This window comes from Plesiomonas sp. PI-19 (assembly GCF_021368255.1).
Classification (GTDB): domain Bacteria; phylum Pseudomonadota; class Gammaproteobacteria; order Enterobacterales; family CAMTGL01; genus Plesiomonas; species Plesiomonas shigelloides.
Window position 1 is genome coordinate 2747063 of sequence record NZ_JAJNMQ010000001.1, and the last position, 19289, is coordinate 2766351.

Consider the following 19289-nt stretch of genomic DNA (forward strand, 5'->3'; position numbering starts at 1 on the left):
ACATTCCCTCTTCTTTGCCTCGCCATTGCCCCATCATCACACACGCTCAAGCACGCCAATACACGCCTTCCGATTCACTACGCAGCACTTTATATTCCAACAGACAAACACCCGCCACAGCGCCTTTCCCATGCGTTTATTGATGTACTTTACGGCTCACACCTCTCATTCATAATTGCTATGTCTACCCGAGGTATAACCTGCACCTCGTCTGATTCGCATGCACCAAGATCAGCCACAAAACCCTCTAAAAGGGATACCAAGATAAGAGATAAGAGATAAGAGATAAGAGATAAGAGATAAGAGATAAGAGATAAGAGATAAGAGATAAGAGATAAGAGATAAGAACAATACCGGGAAACACCAAGCACCGCAAACAACAGCACAGCCTACTTAACACTGCATAAATCACTCATCAGCACATTTCCAACGGCAAGGCCACATAGCGCCTGATGCGCTGGCGTCTGCGGTTCTGACCGCAGGTCTGCGCCCACACCAACCCGCCATTTAGCTCACTCGAAAACGAGAACAAAGAGAAGAGAATGAGCGAAAACTGAGATAAAAAGGCAAACAGGGGATAACGCAGGGAAAGAAGAAGAGAAGATAAAACCTTAATGACATTAAAACCCCAAAACCCCAAACGCAAAAAGCCCATCCTAGCGGATGGGCTTTTCACTTATTTGATGCCTGGCAGTTCCCTACTCTCGCATGGGGAGACCCCACACTACCATCGGCGCTACGGCGTTTCACTTCTGAGTTCGGCATGGGGTCAGGTGGGACCACCGCGCTATCGCCGCCAGGCAAATTCTGTTTCTCTATCGCGTACACATCTTGTTGTGTCTCGCGCCAGAGTTAAAATCTAAAAACAAGCTGTATAACTGATATGTTGTTCTTTGAACAAGTAACTGTGACTTCATTCATCCAACATCACTTTGGCGTTGTATGGTTAAGCCTCACGGGCAATTAGTACAGGTTAGCTCAACGTATCGCTACGCTTACACACCCTGCCTATCTACGTCGTAGTCTCCAACAACCCTTTAGGAGGCTTTAAGCCTCAGGGATGACTCATCTCGGGGCAAGTTTCGCGCTTAGATGCTTTCAGCGCTTATCTCTTCCGCATTTAGCTACCCGGCAATGCCACTGGCGTGACAACCGGAACACCAGAGATGCGTCCACTCCGGTCCTCTCGTACTAGGAGCAGCCCCCCTCAATCATCCAACGCCCACGACAGATAGGGACCGAACTGTCTCACGACGTTCTAAACCCAGCTCGCGTACCACTTTAAATGGCGAACAGCCATACCCTTGGGACCAACTTCAGCCCCAGGATGTGATGAGCCGACATCGAGGTGCCAAACACCGCCGTCGATATGAACTCTTGGGCGGTATCAGCCTGTTATCCCCGGAGTACCTTTTATCCGTTGAGCGATGGCCCTTCCATTCAGAACCACCGGATCACTAAGACCTACTTTCGTATCTGCTCGACCTGTCCGTCTCGCAGTTAAGCTAGCTTCTGCCTTTGCACTAACCGCATGATGTCCGACCATGCTTAGCTAACCTTCGTGCTCCTCCGTTACTCTTTAGGAGGAGACCGCCCCAGTCAAACTACCCACCAGACACTGTCCGTATCCCGGATTACGGGACAACGTTAGAACATCAAACATTAAAGGGTGGTATTTCAAGGTCGGCTCCACGCAAACTGGCGTTCACGTTTCAATGCCTCCCACCTATCCTACACATCAAGGCTCAATGTTCAGTGTCAAGCTATAGTAAAGGTTCACGGGGTCTTTCCGTCTTGCCGCGGGTACACTGCATCTTCACAGCGATTTCAATTTCACTGAGTCTCGGGTGGAGACAGCCTGGCCATCATTACGCCATTCGTGCAGGTCGGAACTTACCCGACAAGGAATTTCGCTACCTTAGGACCGTTATAGTTACGGCCGCCGTTTACCGGGGCTTCGATCAAGAGCTTCGCTTTCGCTAACCCCATCAATTAACCTTCCGGCACCGGGCAGGCGTCACACCGTATACGTCCACTTTCGTGTTTGCACAGTGCTGTGTTTTTAATAAACAGTTGCAGCCAGCTGGTATCTTCGACTGATTTCAGCTCCATCCGCGAGGGACTTCACCTACCATCAGCGTGCCTTCTCCCGAAGTTACGGCACCATTTTGCCTAGTTCCTTCACCCGAGTTCTCTCAAGCGCCTGAGTATTCTCTACCTGACCACCTGTGTCGGTTTGGGGTACGATTTCTGGTAACCTGATGCTTAGAGGCTTTTCCTGGAAGCGTAGTATCAGCTACTTCAGCACCGTAGTGCTTCGTCATCACGCCTCAGTGTTAATGAAAGACCGGATTTGCCTAGTCTCTCCACCTTCACGCTTAAACCGGGACAACCGTCGCCCGGATAGCCTAACTTTCTCCGTCCCCCCTTCGCAGTTACCACAAGTACGGGAATATTAACCCGTTTCCCATCGACTACGCTTTTCAGCCTCGCCTTAGGGGTCGACTCACCCTGCTCCGATTAACGTTGAACAGGAACCCTTGGTCTTCCGGCGAGCGGGCTTTTCACCCGCTTTATCGTTACTTATGTCAGCATTCGCACTTCTGATACGTCCAGCATACCTCACAGTACACCTTCAACCGCTTACAGAACGCTCCCCTACCCAATAACACCTAAATGTCATTGCCGCAGCTTCGGTGCATGGTTTAGCCCCGTTACATCTTCCGCGCAGGCCGACTCGACTAGTGAGCTATTACGCTTTCTTTAAATGATGGCTGCTTCTAAGCCAACATCCTAGCTGTCTAAGCCTTCCCACATCGTTTCCCACTTAACCATGACTTTGGGACCTTAGCTGGCGGTCTGGGTTGTTTCCCTCTTCACGACGGACGTTAGCACCCGCCGTGTGTCTCCCGGATAGCACTCTACGGTATTCGGAGTTTGCAAAGGGTTGGTAAGTCGGGATGACCCCCTAGCCTTAACAGTGCTCTACCCCCGTAGGTGTTCGTCCGAGGCGCTACCTAAATAGCTTTCGGGGAGAACCAGCTATCTCCCGGTTTGATTGGCCTTTCACCCCCAGCCACAAGTCATCCGCTAATTTTTCAACATTAGTCGGTTCGGTCCTCCAGTTAGTGTTACCCAACCTTCAACCTGCCCATGGCTAGATCACCGGGTTTCGGGTCTACACCTTGCAACTAATTCGCCCTATTAAGACTCGGTTTCCCTACGGCTCCCCTATTCGGTTAACCTCGCTACAAAATGTAAGTCGCTGACCCATTATACAAAAGGTACGCAGTCACACCACGAAGGTGCTCCCACTGCTTGTACGTACACGGTTTCAGGTTCTATTTCACTCCCCTCACAGGGGTTCTTTTCGCCTTTCCCTCACGGTACTGGTTCGCTATCGGTCAGTCAGGAGTATTTAGCCTTGGAGGATGGTCCCCCCATCTTCAAACAGGATACCACGTGTCCCGTCCTACTCATCGAGCTCACAGCAATGCGTCTTCGTGTACGGGGCTATCACCCTGTATCGCCGGACTTTCCAATCCGTTCCACTAACGCATCCACTGATTCAGACTCTGGGCTGCTCCGCGTTCGCTCGCCGCTACTAACGGAATCTCGGTTGATTTCTTTTCCTCGGGGTACTTAGATGTTTCAGTTCTCCCGGTTCGCCTCGTTAAGCTATGGATTCACTTAACGATACCTAAGTTATCTTAGGTGGGTTTCCCCATTCGGACATGGTTGGCTATAGCGCTCCATCCCAGCTCACCAACCCTTTTCGCAGGGTAGCACGTCCTTCATCGCCTCTGACTGCCAAGGCATCCACCGTGTACGCTTAGTCACTTAACCATACAACCCAAAATAATGTCGGGCTGAATGTCAGTCACTAAACTGGTCGTTGCCAGTTTCTCAAGTCGCTTGTTCTCAAGAACTTCAGTTATTTTTCAGCTTGTTTTCAAATTTTTAAAGAGCATGTCGAGAATGACTTACGTCACAATGACCATATCGCAAAATAAACTGTTGATTTCAATTCATTTTGCGATATGGTGGAGCTAAGCGGGATCGAACCGCTGACCTCCTGCGTGCAAAGCAGGCGCTCTCCCAGCTGAGCTATAGCCCCGACGTTTTTCTTACTTTCCACTTTCTTGTACAAGAAGTGGTGGGTCTGAGTGGACTCGAACCACCGACCTCACCCTTATCAGGGGTGCGCTCTAACCACCTGAGCTACAGACCCATCGTAAGTGTCGCTCGTATTTATTAACCAAACAATCTGTGTGAACACTCAGCTTAAGCGCCGAATATCTCAGGTAAGGAGGTGATCCAACCGCAGGTTCCCCTACGGTTACCTTGTTACGACTTCACCCCAGTCATGAATCACAAAGTGGTAAGCGCCCTCCCGAAGGTTAAGCTACCTACTTCTTTTGCAACCCACTCCCATGGTGTGACGGGCGGTGTGTACAAGGCCCGGGAACGTATTCACCGCGGCATTCTGATCCGCGATTACTAGCGATTCCGACTTCATGGAGTCGAGTTGCAGACTCCAATCCGGACTACGACATACTTTATGGGATTCGCTCACTATCGCTAGCTTGCCGCCCTTTGTATATGCCATTGTAGCACGTGTGTAGCCCTACTCGTAAGGGCCATGATGACTTGACGTCATCCCCACCTTCCTCCGGTTTATCACCGGCAGTCTCCTTTGAGTTCCCGACCGAATCGCTGGCAACAAAGGATAAGGGTTGCGCTCGTTGCGGGACTTAACCCAACATTTCACAACACGAGCTGACGACAGCCATGCAGCACCTGTCTCAGAGTTCCCGAAGGCACCAATCCATCTCTGGAAAGTTCTCTGGATGTCAAGAGTAGGTAAGGTTCTTCGCGTTGCATCGAATTAAACCACATGCTCCACCGCTTGTGCGGGCCCCCGTCAATTCATTTGAGTTTTAACCTTGCGGCCGTACTCCCCAGGCGGTCGATTTAACGCGTTAGCTCCGGAAGCCACGCCTCAAGGGCACAACCTCCAAATCGACATCGTTTACAGCGTGGACTACCAGGGTATCTAATCCTGTTTGCTCCCCACGCTTTCGCACCTGAGCGTCAGTCTTTGTCCAGGGGGCCGCCTTCGCCACCGGTATTCCTCCAGATCTCTACGCATTTCACCGCTACACCTGGAATTCTACCCCCCTCTACAAGACTCTAGCTTGCCAGTTTCAAATGCAGTTCCCAAGTTGAGCTCGGGGATTTCACATCTGACTTAACAAACCGCCTGCGTGCGCTTTACGCCCAGTAATTCCGATTAACGCTTGCACCCTCCGTATTACCGCGGCTGCTGGCACGGAGTTAGCCGGTGCTTCTTCTGCGAGTAACGTCAATGCCACTAGGTATTAACTAGTGACCCTTCCTCCCCGCTGAAAGTGCTTTACAACCCGAAGGCCTTCTTCACACACGCGGCATGGCTGCATCAGGCTTGCGCCCATTGTGCAATATTCCCCACTGCTGCCTCCCGTAGGAGTCTGGACCGTGTCTCAGTTCCAGTGTGACTGGTCATTCTCTCAAACCAGTTAGAGATCGTCGCCTTGGTGAGCCATTACCTCACCAACTAGCTAATCCCACCTGGGTTCATCCGATAGCATGAGGTCCGAAGAGCCCCCACTTTGGTCCGTAGACGTTATGCGGTATTAGCTACAGTTTCCCGTAGTTATCCCCCTCTATCGGGCAGATCCCCAGGCATTACTCACCCGTCCGCCGCTCGTCACCCAAGGAGCAAGCTCCTCTGTGTTACCGCTCGACTTGCATGTGTTAGGCCTGCCGCCAGCGTTCAATCTGAGCCATGATCAAACTCTTCAATTTAAAGTTTGTCGCTCGAATAAACTGGCAAATAAATTGTTCAGTCACTCGTTTAACTTAATATCTTTTTGGATATCAGCATTCTCAAACGAGTGCCCACACAGATTGTCTGATTAACTTTTTAAAGAGCGTTTCGCTACCGAAGTAGCGACAGGACGCGAATTATTCCGCTTTCCTGTTGTGCCGTCAAGCATTTTTTATCATGCTCAACTGCGTTGTTTCGTTGACCACCGACCACTGTGATTTGCATCACTGCTGCCGTGTCAGTGGGGTCGCATTATAGGGCGTGATTTCATTCTGGCAAGCAAAAATTCGCACAATGCGATCGAGTGATTACTTTTTATTCTTTGCGAGGATCTTCGGCCTTACGTAAGATCCTGCGTACTGTCGGACGATCGTGATGGAATCTGTAGTTTCCACCTTTTTTATTCTGTGCTGATTGTACCGACCGCTGAACACCGTAGACTAACCGTAGATTAATCACATGAATAAGAAAGGTTTTAATTTATGACGGTATTGCGTCCTTATAAAGGCAAAACACCGGAAATTGGCCAACGGGTCATGCTGGATGAAAGTTGCGTCATTATCGGCCATGTTACGCTCGGTGATGATGTCAGCATCTGGCCTAGCGTGGTGATCCGCGGTGATGTGAACTATATCACTGTCGGTAATCGGACCAACATCCAAGACGGTAGTGTTCTGCACGTAACCCGTAAGACCAGCGATAACCCAGCCGGTCTACCGCTGTATCTGGGCGATGACGTGACCATCGGCCATAAAGCGGTGCTGCACGGTTGCACAGTTGGTAATCGGGTTCTGATTGGCATGGGCGCAATTATTCTTGATGGTGCAGTGATTGAAGATGAAGTGATCATTGGCGCCGGTGGTTTGGTTCCGCCACACAAGCATCTGGAAAGTGGTTATCTGTATCTGGGTAATCCGGTACGTCAGGCGCGTTTACTGACCGCAGAAGAGCGCGCCTCGTTACAACAATCAGCAGATAACTATCTACATCTCAAAAACGAGTATCTGGCCGAACAAGCACAATGATTTACGTGTGCTTACTGCAAATGGATCATTCCGAGGTCATCAAACGCATCTTGTCTGATGGCCTCTTCGGCTTCCTCTTCAATATCCCAGCGCCATTGACGGAAAATCGCTAGCGCCTGTTCAGGGGCAACGAAGCAACCTGCTCGCACACCTAAGGCGTGTAAACCAATTCGACACTCAATCCGCATTCCCTGCACCATGGCCGGAAAGACCACTTGCTGCAACTCATCACTCCAGCGCTCCAGCTCTGGAAATAGGATTGCTTGATTCATGCTTATACTCTCTGACGTAACTGCGTAATAACCGGGAGAATCTCCGGCATGATACCACGCCATAAATAAAAGGCATGTGCCGCCTGCCCCACCAGCATGCCAATGCCATCGGCCAGTTGCTGCGCCCCAGCTGCTGCCGCGAAAGCTAAGAATGGCGTCAGTTCACGGCTGTAATACATGTCATAGCAGGCGGTCTGCGCCCCGATCACGCTGGCGGCAAGCGGAGGAACATCGCCCTGAATACCGCTGGCGGTTGCATTGATGATCAGATCGAAGTCCGCATCGACTAAGCGGGCATAGTCTGCTGCGCTGACCGTAACGCCCCTCTCCACACTCATCGCCACCAGCGCTTGCGCCCGCGCCAACGTGCGATTGGCAATGGTCAGCGAGGCGGGGTGTTGCTCAAGTAAAGGATGTAGCGCGCCACGTGCCGCGCCACCAGCACCCAGCAACAAGATGCGCGCCCCTTGCAACGGAAACTGTAACCGACGTAAATCTTCCACCAAGCCAGCGCCATCGGTGTTATCCCCCAACAGCGAGCCATCGTCATTCAAACGCAAGGTATTCACCGCTCCGGCCAACTGCGCGCGCGGAGTTTTATGTTCGGCGAGCTGGTAGGCCAACTCTTTGAACGGCACTGTGATATTACAGCCTCGCCCGTGCTGGCGAAAAAACTGGCGAATAAAATCATCACAGCCTTCTAACGGACCGAGCAATGCCTCATAGCAGATGTCCTGCCCAGTCTGCTCGGCAAAGAGCCGATGGATCAATGGCGAACGACTGTGGTTTATCGGATGACCAATAACAGCATAATGATCCATGGCATTCAGGCTCCGTAGCAGGAATGGATGACAAAATACAACAAGCAGCAATCAACTCGGGCGCAACACAGCGCCGGTTTGCGCATCCCGAATTTCAGACGGGTTCTCTCGTCCCCCCACCAGCCCGGATAACACCGCCAGCTGGGAGCCAAATTGCGCCACCACCTCTTGTTCTAAACGGCAAGGAGGCAAGCCGGTCAAATTGGCACTGGTTGAGGTCAGCGGTTTACCAAATGTCTGGCACAAACGGCGCACATCTGGGTGATCGGAGACCCGCACCGCTATTGAATCAAACTGACCCGTCAGCCAACGCGGTACTGACGACTTAGCCGGCATCACCCATGTCACCGGCCCTGGCCAGCTATGTAAAATCCGCGCCAGACACTCAGCAGAGAGCAGGCTGTCATCCACATATGGCTGTAATTGGACATAGTCAGAAGCAATGAGGATCAAGCCTTTTTCCACCGGCCGCTGTTTCAGTGCTAACAACCGTTCAACGGCCAGCTGATTATCCGGATCACAGCCCACGCCAAAGACCGCTTCGGTGGGATAAGCAATGACCTCCCCCTGACGCAGGGCTGCCACACAGTGTTCTAATGAGCTCATGGGAATCTTCCGGAAATTAGTCGTGATCAATCCAGCGTCCGCACTGCTTATTCGCGCATTGCAGACGTACACCGTGCGCCGTTTTGCGCTCCAGCAACAACGGATAATGGCAGTGTGGGCATTCGCGGTTAATCGGTTTGTAATTGACGGCAAACTGACAGGCCGGATAACGATCGCAGGCGTAGAACGTTTTGCCATAACGCGATAAGCGTTGCAACAGCTGCCCTGAGTGACATTGCGGGCATGCCGCCGCCGTTTGCGCTGGGGCATCTAATGCTTGGGTATAGTCACACTGCGGATAAGCGGAGCAGCCCACAAACATCCCATAGCGACCTTGGCGCAACACCAAGTCCGCTTGGCAAACAGGACAAGGTTGGCCTTCCAGCACTTTAATGATGTGGCCATCACGCTGCTGCAGTGGGCGCAAATAATCACAAGCCGGATAGGCGCTACAGCCTAAAAAGAGGCCCTGCTTACCTTGACGGATTTGCAGGGCCGCGCCGCACTCCGGACACACATCCGACTGCGAATGCGCCTGAAATAACGGGGTCTTACTCATATTCAGTGCTGCATCCCTTCGCCTTTGGCTTCAAACAGGATAGTTTCCATCTTTTCATAGGCCGCTTCATGCCCTGGCACATTAAACAGCACCATCAGTACCACCCACTTCAGATCTTCGAGCTCCAGCTCACCGGCCTCTAGCTCCATCACCCGGTCGATGACCATCTCGCGGGTGTCGGTATCCAAGACTTCAATCTGTTCTAAAAACAGCAAAAAGCCCCGACACTCGACATCCAGACGATTCATCTCTTCATCGGTGTAGATACGGATAGTATCCGGCGCTTGCGCCAGCAGATACGGCGTTACATCACTTTCCTGCAGAGCTGCCAGCTTCTCAAGCCAGATCAGCGCCTTGTTAATTTCTTCCGGATGAAAACCGGCCCGCGTCAACTCATCGGACAGGGCTTCCTGATCCACTTGGATTTCTTGCTCCGTGTGGACATAAGTTTCAAATAGGTACATCAATACGTCGAACATGGCCTGTCCTCCTTATCCGGACATAGCCGCCAGGTACTGCTGCGATCCAACCGGCCAGCTCTAACTCCAGTAACTGGATCAGAACTTCGGCAACAGGTTGGCCGGCACGTTCGGCGACAACATCTACAGGTGTAACTTCTTCCGTTACGGTAGCTAACAGCTTGGCAAATGGCAATTGCTGAGCCTCGGTAGATGCAATTAATTCTGTTTGCTGTTCATTTACCCAACAGAGCAGACTGCCGAGCTGCTCTTGGATATCGGCTGGCGACTCCACCAACCAAGCGCCTTGCCGGATCAGCTGATGGCAACCACGACTGGCCCCGCTACCAATGGCACCCGGTAAAGCAAACACCTCGCGCCCTTGCTCTAATGCATAACGCGCCGAAATCAACGAACCGCTGCCTTCCGTGGCCTCCACCACCAATAAGCCAACCGCCAATCCACTGATAATGCGGTTGCGACGCGGGAAATGCTCTGGTCGCGCCGCCTGCCACGGAAAAAACTCCGACACCAGCGCCCCTTGCTGCGCCACAATCTGCTGCGCTAAGCGTTGGTGCTGACGCGGGTAGAGTTTTTGCAAACCGCTGCCCAATACGGCCACCGTCAGCCCTGACACCTCCAATGCTGCCTGATGGCAACAAGCATCGATGCCCAACGCCAAACCGCTGGTGATCACCATGCCACTGCGCGCTAATTCGGCCGCGAAATAATGTCCCCACTGTTTACCATACGGAGTGCAATCTCGACTGCCCACCATCGCCAATTGTGGACGCAACAAAACCTCCGGCGAGCCTTGTATAAATAAGACCACAGGCGCATCCGGGAGTTGCTGTAATAAAGGTGGGTACGCAGGAGAGTCCGGCGTTAAAATATGATGGGACGATGACGCATCACGCCACGCTAAAGCGTGCGCGACCCATTGTAGAGATTCTTGCTGCCAAAACGCACACTGGCGCTCGCTCCAACCGAGGCGGCGCCAGTCATCAACCGAGTTTGCTGCCAGTTGCGCCAAAGAACAGCGGCTTAACCATTGTTTCAGGCGTACCGGACCGATGCCCGGCACGCTGTACAAGCGTAACCAACACTCAACCGGCGCTGGCATGATGTAAACTATCGGCGTAACGCGGGCTAATCACTTGTGCGCCCAGTCGGGTCGGCTCTTGCAGTGACATCAGTAAGCCCAGACTCAGTTTGTCCGTCACCTGAAACACCACCACTTGACCAACCCATTCACCCGGTAGACGCTCATTATTGCGATCTAACCAACGCTGGCCGGTGGTCGCATCTTGCGCCAGTTTACGCCCTTCACGTGTTTTCACCGTCTCCAAGCCCGGTGCTTTGACTAAAAACACATCGCCCTGACGCACACCTTGGGTTTTGCCGATATTCAGCGTCACCACATCACGCGGCACCATCCAGTTACTGCCGCTGGAGGTATCTAAGATTTCACCTTTAATGGCGCTGCTCGGCTGCAAACCCATGCGCAGCGAGTAAGAATCAGACTGCAACTCCGGCACCACCACATCGCCCGGCGCAATCTCCAACAGCGGATCGCCCACCACCAAGGCGGTACTGACTGGCCCACTCTCGGACACTTCAATCGTCGCCACTCGGCTCATGCGCACACCGAGAGTCTGCCGATTGCTATCGCGAATAGTTTCTTGTGGACGGAACACCGCATAACGCTCACCACTCACCAACAGGCCATCGACATACAAAGGCCGACCGCCGGTCATGCGCCGCTGCCCATCATTATTACCAATCACCTTCGGCCACTCTTTCAGTGCCTGCTGATCGGCAATTTGCTCTTGATTAAGGTAAGTGAGCAAACGCCCCACATCCAACGTCGGGATCGGGCTGACGCCATAGGCCGCACCACTGCCCACGTGCGGATCTTTACTCAGCACCGGTTTGCCATTCACCCAATGCAGATACAAACGATCGCCCGGAAAGATCCAATGCGGATCGGCAATTTGCTGGTTCTTCTGCCAGATCTCCGGCCAACGCCACGGCTGAGTCAGAAACCGGCCGGCAATATCCCATAGCGTATCGCCCTTCCTCACGATATATTCTTGCGGATAGTTATCTTTGAGCTGAGGAGCACTTATACTCAGCCAAGGCACGAGCAACAGCAGAGATAGCCAACGAAACTTCACGGCATTTTACCTTTCAGATGGTGGTCGACGACCAAATGCTGTCAATCACCGGTGAAAATGTCTAGAATGTCACCGATCATCGGTTTAGAAATCAAGGTACAGCTCCAAGACTCTTATGGCAGTATTGCAGGTATTACATTTTCCCGACGAGCGGCTGCGCACCAAAGCGGCGCCGGTTGCTGAAGTGAATGCTGACATCCAGCGTATCGTAGACGATATGTTTGATACCATGTATGAAGAAGAAGGTATCGGACTGGCAGCTACACAAGTGAACATACACCAACGGATCGTTGTCATTGATGTGTCCGAAAACCGCAATGAGCGTTTGGTTCTGATCAATCCGGAGCTGATTGAAAAATCAGGGGATACCGGAATCGAGGAAGGATGCCTGTCAGTCCCAGGTTCGCGGGCACTGATTGCCCGGGCCGAACAAGTCCGGATCCGTGCTCTTAACTATGAAGGGCAGCCTTTCGAGCTGGAAGCAGATGATCTGCTGGCGATCTGTATTCAACATGAAATGGATCACCTCGAAGGCAAACTGTTTGTCGATTACCTGTCACCGCTCAAACGTCAGCGCATCCGACAGAAGATTGAAAAGATGGATAAACAGGCCCGTCGTCAAGCTTAACGGAGTTACCTTTTGAGCCAAGCATTACGTATTGTCTTTGCCGGTACCCCTGATTTTGCAGCGCGTCATCTTGACGCGCTGCTCGCTTCTGAGCATCAGGTCGTCGGCGTCTACACCCAGCCGGATCGCCCAGCTGGTCGCGGAAAAAAACTCACCCCAAGTCCGGTCAAAGTACTGGCCGAACAACACGCCATTCCGGTATTCCAGCCGCCCACACTGCGCAAAGAAGAGTACCAACAAGAGCTGGCCGCACTGAATGCCGATGTGATGGTGGTGGTAGCCTATGGCTTAATCCTGCCCAAAGTGGTGCTGGATCTGCCGCGTTTAGGTTGCATCAACGTACACGGCTCCTTGCTGCCACGCTGGCGAGGCGCAGCGCCTATCCAGCGCTCACTGTGGGCCGGTGATAGCGAAACCGGCATCACCATCATGCAGATGGATATCGGTCTGGATACCGGCGATATGCTGCATAAGGTCGCTTGCCCAATTACTGCGCAAGACACCAGTGCCAGCTTGTACCAAAAACTGGCGGATCTGGGTCCTGATGCCCTGCTGACCACCTTGGCCCAATTGGCCGAAGGTCGCGCCCAGCCGCAAGTGCAAGACGAAGCACTGGTTACTTACGCTGAAAAACTCAGCAAAGAAGAAGGTCGCCTCGATTGGCAGCAACCGGCTGATTTCAGTGAACGCTGCATTCGCGCCTTTAATCCATGGCCGATGAGCTATTTTGACGTCGCTGGGCAAACCATTAAAGTTTGGCAAGCCAACGTGCTGCCACACCAGCAAAACGCGACGCCGGGCACCGTGTTGCACGCCGACAAGCAGGGCATTCAAATTGCCACCGCAGAGGGCGTGTTGAACCTGACCGTCTTGCAGCCGGCCGGTAAAAAACCGATGCCAGTGCAAGACCTGCTCAATTCTCGACGGGAATGGTTTGAACCAGGCACCGTCCTTAGCTAACCCTAACTGATAAGCCGGCGATGCCGGCTTTTTTGATAATCATGAAAACAAACGTACGCGCCGTCGCCGCCGATATCCTTTACCAAGTGCTGGAGCAAGGCCAATCGCTCAGCAGTGCGCTGCCCAAAGCGCAGCACAAAATTGCTGAACGGGATGCGGGTCTCCTACAAGAAATCTGTTTTGGCACCTTGCGGGTATTACCGCGTCTGGAAGCTTGTCTACAACAGCTGCTGGAAAAACCGCTCAGCGGCAAACAACGCATTATCCATCAGCTGCTGCTGGTTGGTCTGTACCAGCTGCTGTATACCCGTATCCCGCCACATGCCGCGGTCGGCGAATCAGTTAATGCCGTGGTCGCCTTAAAGCGCCCAGCCTTCCGCGCCTTGGTCAATGGCGTGCTGCGCCGTTTCCAACGTGAACAAGATGCTATTTTGGCACTGGCAGATCAAAAATCTGCCCCAAGTCACCTGCATCCACAGTGGCTGGTCAAGCGTCTACAAAACGCCTATCCCGAACAGTGGAGTCACATCCTCGACAATAACAACCAAAAACCGCCGATGTGGCTGCGGGTCAACCGCCAACACCACAGCGCCGCAGACTATTTGGCGCTGTTAGCCGAGCAGCAGATCGACGCTGAACTCAGTGCTGAACACCCAGATGCCATCTTGTTGCATGCACCGGTTGCTGTTACCCGTCTACCGGGTTTTGCCGATGGTTGGGTCACCGTACAAGATTTGTCCGCCCAGCACGCCGCATTACTGCTGGAGCCGCAAAACGGCGAACTGATATTGGATGTGTGCGCTGCGCCGGGTGGGAAAACAACCCATATTCTGGAAATGGCACCACACGCGCAGGTCGTAGCGGTAGATGTCGAACAAACGCGTCTGAATCGTGTTGCGGAAAACCTTGAGCGATTAGGTCAACAGGCGACATTGATTTGTGGTGATGGCCGGCAGCCGCGCCAATGGTGGCCAGAAGGGCAATTTGACCGCATCTTATTGGATGCGCCGTGCTCGGCAACCGGCGTGATCCGCCGTCATCCTGATATCAAATGGCTCCGTCGTGCCGCCGATATCGACGTGCTCACCGAGCTGCAAAAAGAGATCTTCGATGCCACCTGGGATCTGCTCAAACCGGGCGGCATCTTGGTATATGCCACCTGCTCGGTGCTGCCAGAAGAAAACCATTTGCAGATTGAGGCTTTCCTGCAACGCACAAAGGATGCAGAATTGATCCCTCTAGGTAAGGATGCGCAGCCAGACTGGCAGCTATTACCGGATAGCCAACGCGGCGATGGCTTTTTCTATGCCAAACTAAGAAAAACAGCCTAACCTCAGATCAGTCAAACGGATACGATGCAATGAAGATTATTATCCTCGGCGCCGGCCAAGTCGGCGGCACACTGGCCGAAAATCTGGTGGGTGAAAATAACGACATCACGATCGTCGATCAGGATCCAGAGCGTCTACGCCAGTTACAGGATAAGTTTGACCTGCGCGTCGTGCTCGGCCACGGCGCACATCCGCGCGTACTGCGTGAAGCCGGCGCGCAAGATACCGACATGCTGGTTGCGGTCACCAACTCCGATGAAACCAACATGATCGCCTGTCAGGTAGCCTATTCGCTGTTCAACACCCCAAATCGGATCGCCCGGATCCGCGCGCCAGAGTACATCAAAGAGCAAGGTCGTCTGTTCACCAATGAAGCGGTGCCGATCGATTACTTGATCACACCAGAGCAACTGGTCACCGACTACATCCGCAAATTGATCGAATACCCAGGCGCACTGCAAGTGGTGAACTTCGCCGAAGATAAAGTCAGTTTGGTCGCGGTGAAAGCCTACTATGGTGGGCCGTTGGTCGGAAATGCCTTATCGGCGCTGCGTGAGCATATGCCACACATCGATACCCGCGTCGCAGCAATCTTCCGCCAAGGTCGTCCGATCAAACCACAGGGCACCACCATCATCGAAGCCGATGATGAAGTGTTCTTTGTCGCGGCAACACACCATATCCGCGCGATCATGAGTGAATTACAACGGTTAGAAAAACCGTATAAGCGACTAATGATTGTCGGTGGCGGGAATATCGGGGCCGGGTTGGCCAAGGAGCTGGAGCAAAACTACAGCATCAAGCTCATTGAGCGTAACCCTGAGCGCGCTGCCGAGCTGGCTGAAATGCTGCACGACACCATCGTATTTTGTGGTGATGCCTCCGATCAGGAGCTGCTCAACGAAGAGCATATTGAGCAAGTCGATGTGTTCATCGCTATCACTAACGATGATGAAGCCAACATCATGTCGGCAATGCTAGCCAAGCGACTGGGCGCCAAAAAAGCCATGGTGCTGATCCAGCGCTCAGCCTATGTGGATCTGGTGCAAGGCGGCGTGATTGATGTGGCGATTTCGCCGCAGCAAGCCACCATTTCCGCACTGTTAACCCACGTACGCAAGGCCGACATCGTAAGTGTGTCCTCACTTCGACGTGGTGCAGCCGAAGCCATCGAAGCCATTGCCCACGGTGACGAGTCCACCTCGAAAGTGGTCGGGCGCGCAATTGGTGAAATTCGTCTGCCAAGCGGTACCACCATCGGTGCGATTGTCCGTGGCGACAGTGTGATGATTGCCCACGATGATACCGTCATCGAACAGGGCGACCACGTGGTAATGTTCCTGACTGATAAAAAGCACGTGCCCGACGTTGAACGTCTGTTCCAGCCGAGCCCGTTCTTCTTGTAAGCTCCTCAGCTCACCACCATCTCTCCCCAAAAAAGCAGAATTTATTCTGCTTTTTTATTTGCCTGAAATGTCACACAAAGTTAGGGTACAGGCTATATTCACATAATGTTGTGTTTATCGTTACCCCTATCAGCAACGTGGCGTACCCGCCGGTATACAAGCAAAGTACAAAAGGATTGGGATCATGAGCTTTTTAAAAGAATTTCGTGAATTTGCCATGCGTGGCAATGTGGTGGACTTAGCCGTCGGTGTGATTATCGGTGCGGCGTTTGGCAAAATTGTCTCTTCACTGGTCGGCGATATCATCATGCCCGTATTGGGATTGGTGATTGGTGGAGTCGATTTTCGTCAATTCCATCTCGAACTGCGTGAAGCCACCGCAGCAGCGCCAGCGCTCACGCTCAACTACGGCATGTTCATCCAGCAACTGTTCGATTTCACCATCATCGCATTTGCCATTTTTGTCGCCGTAAAAGCGTTGAATCGACTCAAACGTAAAGAAGAAGCCGTACCTGCGCCAACGCCTGAACCCAGTGCAGAAGAAAAGTTACTGACCGAAATTCGTGATTTACTTAAGCAGCAAAACGACAAGTGACAAGTAAGCAGTAAATAAGCATGTAGGAAGGGAAGCAGGGGAGTGGAAAAAAGACAATAAAAAAGCCGGGATAAACCCGGCTTTTTTAATTTGGCGTGATTACTCAGCTGCAGCTTCTGCAACTGGAGCACGGTCAACCAGCTCGATGTAAGCCATCGGCGCGTTGTCACCCGCACGGAAACCACACTTCAGGATACGAGTGTATCCGCCAGCACGGTTCACAAAACGTGGGCCCAATTCATTAAACAGTTTCGCAACGATCTCGTTATCACGAGTGCGAGCGAATGCCAGACGACGGTTTGCAACGCTGTCGGTCTTGGCAAGGGTGATCAGCGGCTCAACTACGCGACGCAGCTCTTTTGCCTTAGGCAGGGTCGTCTTGATTACTTCGTGACGAACCAGAGAGCTGGCCATGTTGCGGAACATAGCCTGACGATGGCTGCTGTTACGGTTCAGTTGACGACCACTCTTACGATGGCGCATGACCTTATCCTTCTCAGAAAAACCTTAACCTGTGATCTGGTTACTCATCAGCAATGCTTGCCGGAGGCCAGTTTTCCAGGCGCATACCCAGAGACAGACCGCGAGATGCCAGAACGTCCTTGATCTCAGTCAGAGACTTCTTACCAAGGTTTGGCGTCTTCAGCAGTTCAACTTCTGTACGCTGTACCAAATCACCGATGTAGTGGATAGCTTCTGCCTTCAGGCAGTTAGCAGAGCGGACAGTCAATTCCAGATCGTCGACAGGACGCAGCAGAATTGGATCGAATTCCGGCTTCTCTTCTTTCACTTCCGGCTGACGAACATCACGCAAGTCAACGAAAGCTTCCAGCTGTTCAGCCAGGATGGTCGCGGCACGACGGATCGCTTCTTCAGGATCAATAGTACCGTTGGTTTCCATCTCGATAACCAGCTTGTCCAGATCGGTACGCTGTTCAACACGGGCAGCTTCTACATTGTATGCAATGCGCTCTACCGGGCTGAAACAGGCATCGACCAGCAAACGACCGATCGGACGCTCGTCTTCTTCAGTATGAATACGAGCGGAAGCCGGCACATAACCACGACCACGCTGAACTTTGATACGCATGCTGATAGCGGCGTCTTCATCAGTCAGATGGCAGATTACGTGCTGCGGATTCACGATCTCAACATCACCGTCATGGATGATGTCGGCTGCGGTTACAGGGCCGATACCAGATTTATTCAGAGTCAGAATGACTTCATCTTTACCCTGAACCTTGACCGCGAGCCCTTTCAGGTTGAGCAGGATTTCCAGGATATCTTCCTGTACACCTTCTTTGGTGCTGTACTCATGCAGTACACCATCAATTTCAACCTCAGTCACCGCGCAACCCGGCATAGACGAAAGCAGAATGCGGCGCAGTGCGTTACCCAGAGTATGGCCAAAGCCACGCTCAAGTGGTTCAAGGGTGACCTTGGCATGCGTCGAACTGATTTGCTCGATATCTACCAGGCGCGGTTTAAGAAACTCTGTCACAGAACCCTGCATTGTGTCCTCTCTTTGCTGCTAAGCCTTACTTGGAGTAAAGCTCGACGATCAGGTGTTCGTTAATGTCCGCAGACAGATCGGAGCGCTCAGGAATGCGCTTGAACACACCTTCCATCTTCGCAGCGTCTACTTCCAGCCATGCTGCTTTTTCGCGCTGCTCAGCCAGCTCCATCGCTGCCTTGATACGAGCCTGCTTCTTAGATTTCTCGCGAATGCTGATTACGTCATTCACAGAAACTTGGAAAGAAGGAACGTTAACGACTTTACCATTAACCATGATCGCCTTGTGGCTTACCAACTGACGTGATTCAGCGCGAGTGGCACCGAAACCCATGCGGTAAACTACGTTATCTAAACGGCCTTCCAACAGCACCAACAGGTTTTCACCAGTGTTGCCTTTCAGGCGAGCGGCGGTTTTGTAGTAGTTACGGAACTGACGCTCCAGCACACCGTAGATACGACGTACTTTCTGCTTTTCACGTAACTGAACACCGTAGTCAGACAGACGTGGCTTGCGCGCACCGTGCTGACCAGGAGCGGTGTCAATTTTACACTTAGAGTCAATCGCACGTACGCCTGATTTCAGGAACAGGTCAGTACCTTCACGACGGCTCAGCTTGAGCTTAGGGCCCAGATATCTTGCCATTTTCTTTCTCCAACAATCCTAGAAACGTCGAGTTATACGCGGCGTTTCTTCGGCGGACGACAACCGTTGTGAGGAATCGGAGTCACATCAGTAATGTTAGTGATGCGGAAACCAGCCGCGTTCAGCGCGCGAATGGAAGACTCACGACCTGGGCCTGGGCCCTTAACCATAACTTCCAGGTTCTTCAGACCGTAGTCTTTAACCATCTCAGCACAGCGCTCTGCAGCAACCTGAGCAGCAAATGGAGTAGACTTACGAGAACCACGGAAACCTGAACCACCGGCAGTTGCCCAACCCAGAGCATTGCCTTGGCGGTCAGTGATAGTCACAATGGTGTTGTTGAAAGACGCATGGACATGAGCCACACCGTCAGAAACTTGTTTTCTTACACGCTTACGTGCACGAACTGGAGCTTTAGCCATT

The 19289-nt window shown here is 52.5% G+C and carries 17 protein-coding genes, 2 tRNA genes and 3 rRNA genes; 6 read left to right on the forward strand and 16 right to left on the reverse strand.

Annotation, left to right across the window (positions count from 1 at the left end; genetic code table 11):
* Nucleotides 1-685: 685 nt before the first annotated feature.
* The 5 genes from rrf to LQ901_RS12145 form a co-directional block, all read right to left on the reverse strand.
* Nucleotides 686-801: ribosomal RNA gene (rrf, locus tag LQ901_RS12125) — 5S ribosomal RNA — on the reverse strand.
* 141 nt (nucleotides 802-942) lie between these two features.
* Nucleotides 943-3846: ribosomal RNA gene (locus LQ901_RS12130) — 23S ribosomal RNA — on the reverse strand.
* 195 nt (nucleotides 3847-4041) lie between these two features.
* Nucleotides 4042-4117: transfer RNA gene (locus LQ901_RS12135), tRNA-Ala, on the reverse strand.
* Between the two features lie 37 nt (nucleotides 4118-4154).
* Nucleotides 4155-4231 (reverse strand) — tRNA-Ile (locus LQ901_RS12140).
* A gap of 74 nt (nucleotides 4232-4305) precedes the next feature.
* Nucleotides 4306-5847 (reverse strand): 16S ribosomal RNA (locus LQ901_RS12145).
* Together the 16S, 23S and 5S rRNA genes with 2 tRNA genes alongside form the textbook arrangement of a ribosomal RNA operon.
* A 504-nt stretch (nucleotides 5848-6351) precedes the next feature.
* Here LQ901_RS12145 and LQ901_RS12150 point away from each other — a divergent pair.
* Nucleotides 6352-6894, forward strand: coding sequence for a gamma carbonic anhydrase family protein (locus tag LQ901_RS12150; protein ID WP_010862693.1), 543 nt, complete (start codon nucleotides 6352-6354; stop codon nucleotides 6892-6894).
* Between the two features lie 11 nt (nucleotides 6895-6905).
* Here LQ901_RS12150 and LQ901_RS12155 read toward each other — a convergent pair whose 3' ends face one another.
* Genes LQ901_RS12155 through LQ901_RS12185 form a run of 7 tightly spaced genes read right to left on the reverse strand, consistent with a single transcriptional unit; the run spans nucleotide 6906 to nucleotide 11787 of the window.
* A complete protein-coding gene (locus tag LQ901_RS12155; protein WP_039045909.1) occupies nucleotides 6906-7166 on the reverse strand; it encodes a DUF1488 domain-containing protein in 261 nt (86 codons plus the stop codon).
* A 2-nt stretch (nucleotides 7167-7168) separates the two neighbouring features.
* Nucleotides 7169-7987 (reverse strand): shikimate dehydrogenase, encoded by an 819-nt coding sequence (gene aroE / locus LQ901_RS12160; protein ID WP_233672282.1) that lies wholly within the window; start codon nucleotides 7985-7987, stop codon nucleotides 7169-7171.
* Between the two features lie 51 nt (nucleotides 7988-8038).
* A complete protein-coding gene (locus LQ901_RS12165) occupies nucleotides 8039-8593 on the reverse strand; it encodes a Sua5/YciO/YrdC/YwlC family protein (protein ID WP_233672283.1) in 555 nt (184 codons plus the stop codon).
* Nucleotides 8594-8609: 16 nt separating this feature from the next.
* Entirely contained in the window at nucleotides 8610-9152 is a 543-nt protein-coding gene (locus LQ901_RS12170; protein ID WP_233672284.1) for a topoisomerase DNA-binding C4 zinc finger domain-containing protein, read from the reverse strand.
* 2 nt (nucleotides 9153-9154) lie between these two features.
* Complete coding sequence (locus LQ901_RS12175) at nucleotides 9155-9631, reverse strand: DUF494 family protein (protein ID WP_010862698.1); 477 nt, start codon at nucleotides 9629-9631, stop codon at nucleotides 9155-9157.
* Nucleotides 9603-10733, reverse strand: a complete 1131-nt coding sequence (dprA, locus tag LQ901_RS12180) for a DNA-processing protein DprA (RefSeq protein ID WP_064977137.1) — start codon at nucleotides 10731-10733, stop codon at nucleotides 9603-9605. The genes LQ901_RS12175 and dprA overlap by 29 nt, the downstream gene beginning before the upstream one ends.
* Nucleotides 10717-11787, reverse strand: a complete 1071-nt coding sequence (locus LQ901_RS12185; protein WP_010862700.1) for a LysM peptidoglycan-binding domain-containing protein — start codon at nucleotides 11785-11787, stop codon at nucleotides 10717-10719. The genes dprA and LQ901_RS12185 overlap by 17 nt, the downstream gene beginning before the upstream one ends.
* A gap of 115 nt (nucleotides 11788-11902) precedes the next feature.
* Here LQ901_RS12185 and def point away from each other — a divergent pair, with 115 nt between their 5' ends.
* From def to mscL, 5 genes are all read left to right on the forward strand, one after another.
* Nucleotides 11903-12415: a peptide deformylase gene (gene def / locus LQ901_RS12190; RefSeq protein ID WP_010862701.1), complete on the forward strand. Its 513-nt coding sequence runs from the start codon at nucleotides 11903-11905 to the stop codon at nucleotides 12413-12415.
* 12 nt (nucleotides 12416-12427) lie between these two features.
* The gene (gene fmt, locus LQ901_RS12195; RefSeq protein WP_233672285.1) at nucleotides 12428-13375 is read left to right on the forward strand and encodes a methionyl-tRNA formyltransferase; all 948 of its coding nucleotides are present in this window, start codon (nucleotides 12428-12430) and stop codon (nucleotides 13373-13375) included.
* A gap of 41 nt (nucleotides 13376-13416) precedes the next feature.
* Nucleotides 13417-14706: a 16S rRNA (cytosine(967)-C(5))-methyltransferase RsmB gene (rsmB, locus tag LQ901_RS12200; protein ID WP_064978403.1), complete on the forward strand. Its 1290-nt coding sequence runs from the start codon at nucleotides 13417-13419 to the stop codon at nucleotides 14704-14706.
* 29 nt (nucleotides 14707-14735) lie between these two features.
* The gene (trkA, locus tag LQ901_RS12205) at nucleotides 14736-16112 is read left to right on the forward strand and encodes a Trk system potassium transporter TrkA (RefSeq protein WP_233672286.1); all 1377 of its coding nucleotides are present in this window, start codon (nucleotides 14736-14738) and stop codon (nucleotides 16110-16112) included.
* 184 nt (nucleotides 16113-16296) lie between these two features.
* A complete protein-coding gene (mscL, locus tag LQ901_RS12210) occupies nucleotides 16297-16707 on the forward strand; it encodes a large-conductance mechanosensitive channel protein MscL (protein ID WP_064977135.1) in 411 nt (136 codons plus the stop codon).
* A 99-nt stretch (nucleotides 16708-16806) separates the two neighbouring features.
* Here the strand turns inward: mscL and rplQ are convergent, their stop codons facing one another.
* The 4 genes from rplQ to rpsK are packed head-to-tail and all read right to left on the reverse strand — an operon-like array spanning nucleotide 16807 to nucleotide 19288.
* The gene (gene rplQ, locus LQ901_RS12215; protein ID WP_010862706.1) at nucleotides 16807-17190 is read right to left on the reverse strand and encodes a 50S ribosomal protein L17; all 384 of its coding nucleotides are present in this window, start codon (nucleotides 17188-17190) and stop codon (nucleotides 16807-16809) included.
* Between the two features lie 40 nt (nucleotides 17191-17230).
* The gene (gene rpoA, locus LQ901_RS12220) at nucleotides 17231-18220 is read right to left on the reverse strand and encodes a DNA-directed RNA polymerase subunit alpha (protein ID WP_010862707.1); all 990 of its coding nucleotides are present in this window, start codon (nucleotides 18218-18220) and stop codon (nucleotides 17231-17233) included.
* Nucleotides 18221-18245: 25 nt separating this feature from the next.
* On the reverse strand, nucleotides 18246-18866 hold the full coding sequence (rpsD, locus tag LQ901_RS12225) for a 30S ribosomal protein S4 (RefSeq protein ID WP_010862708.1): 621 nt from the start codon (nucleotides 18864-18866) through the stop codon (nucleotides 18246-18248).
* A 32-nt stretch (nucleotides 18867-18898) separates the two neighbouring features.
* Nucleotides 18899-19288 (reverse strand): 30S ribosomal protein S11, encoded by a 390-nt coding sequence (rpsK, locus tag LQ901_RS12230; RefSeq protein ID WP_010862709.1) that lies wholly within the window; start codon nucleotides 19286-19288, stop codon nucleotides 18899-18901.
* Nucleotide 19289 lies beyond the last annotated feature (1 nt).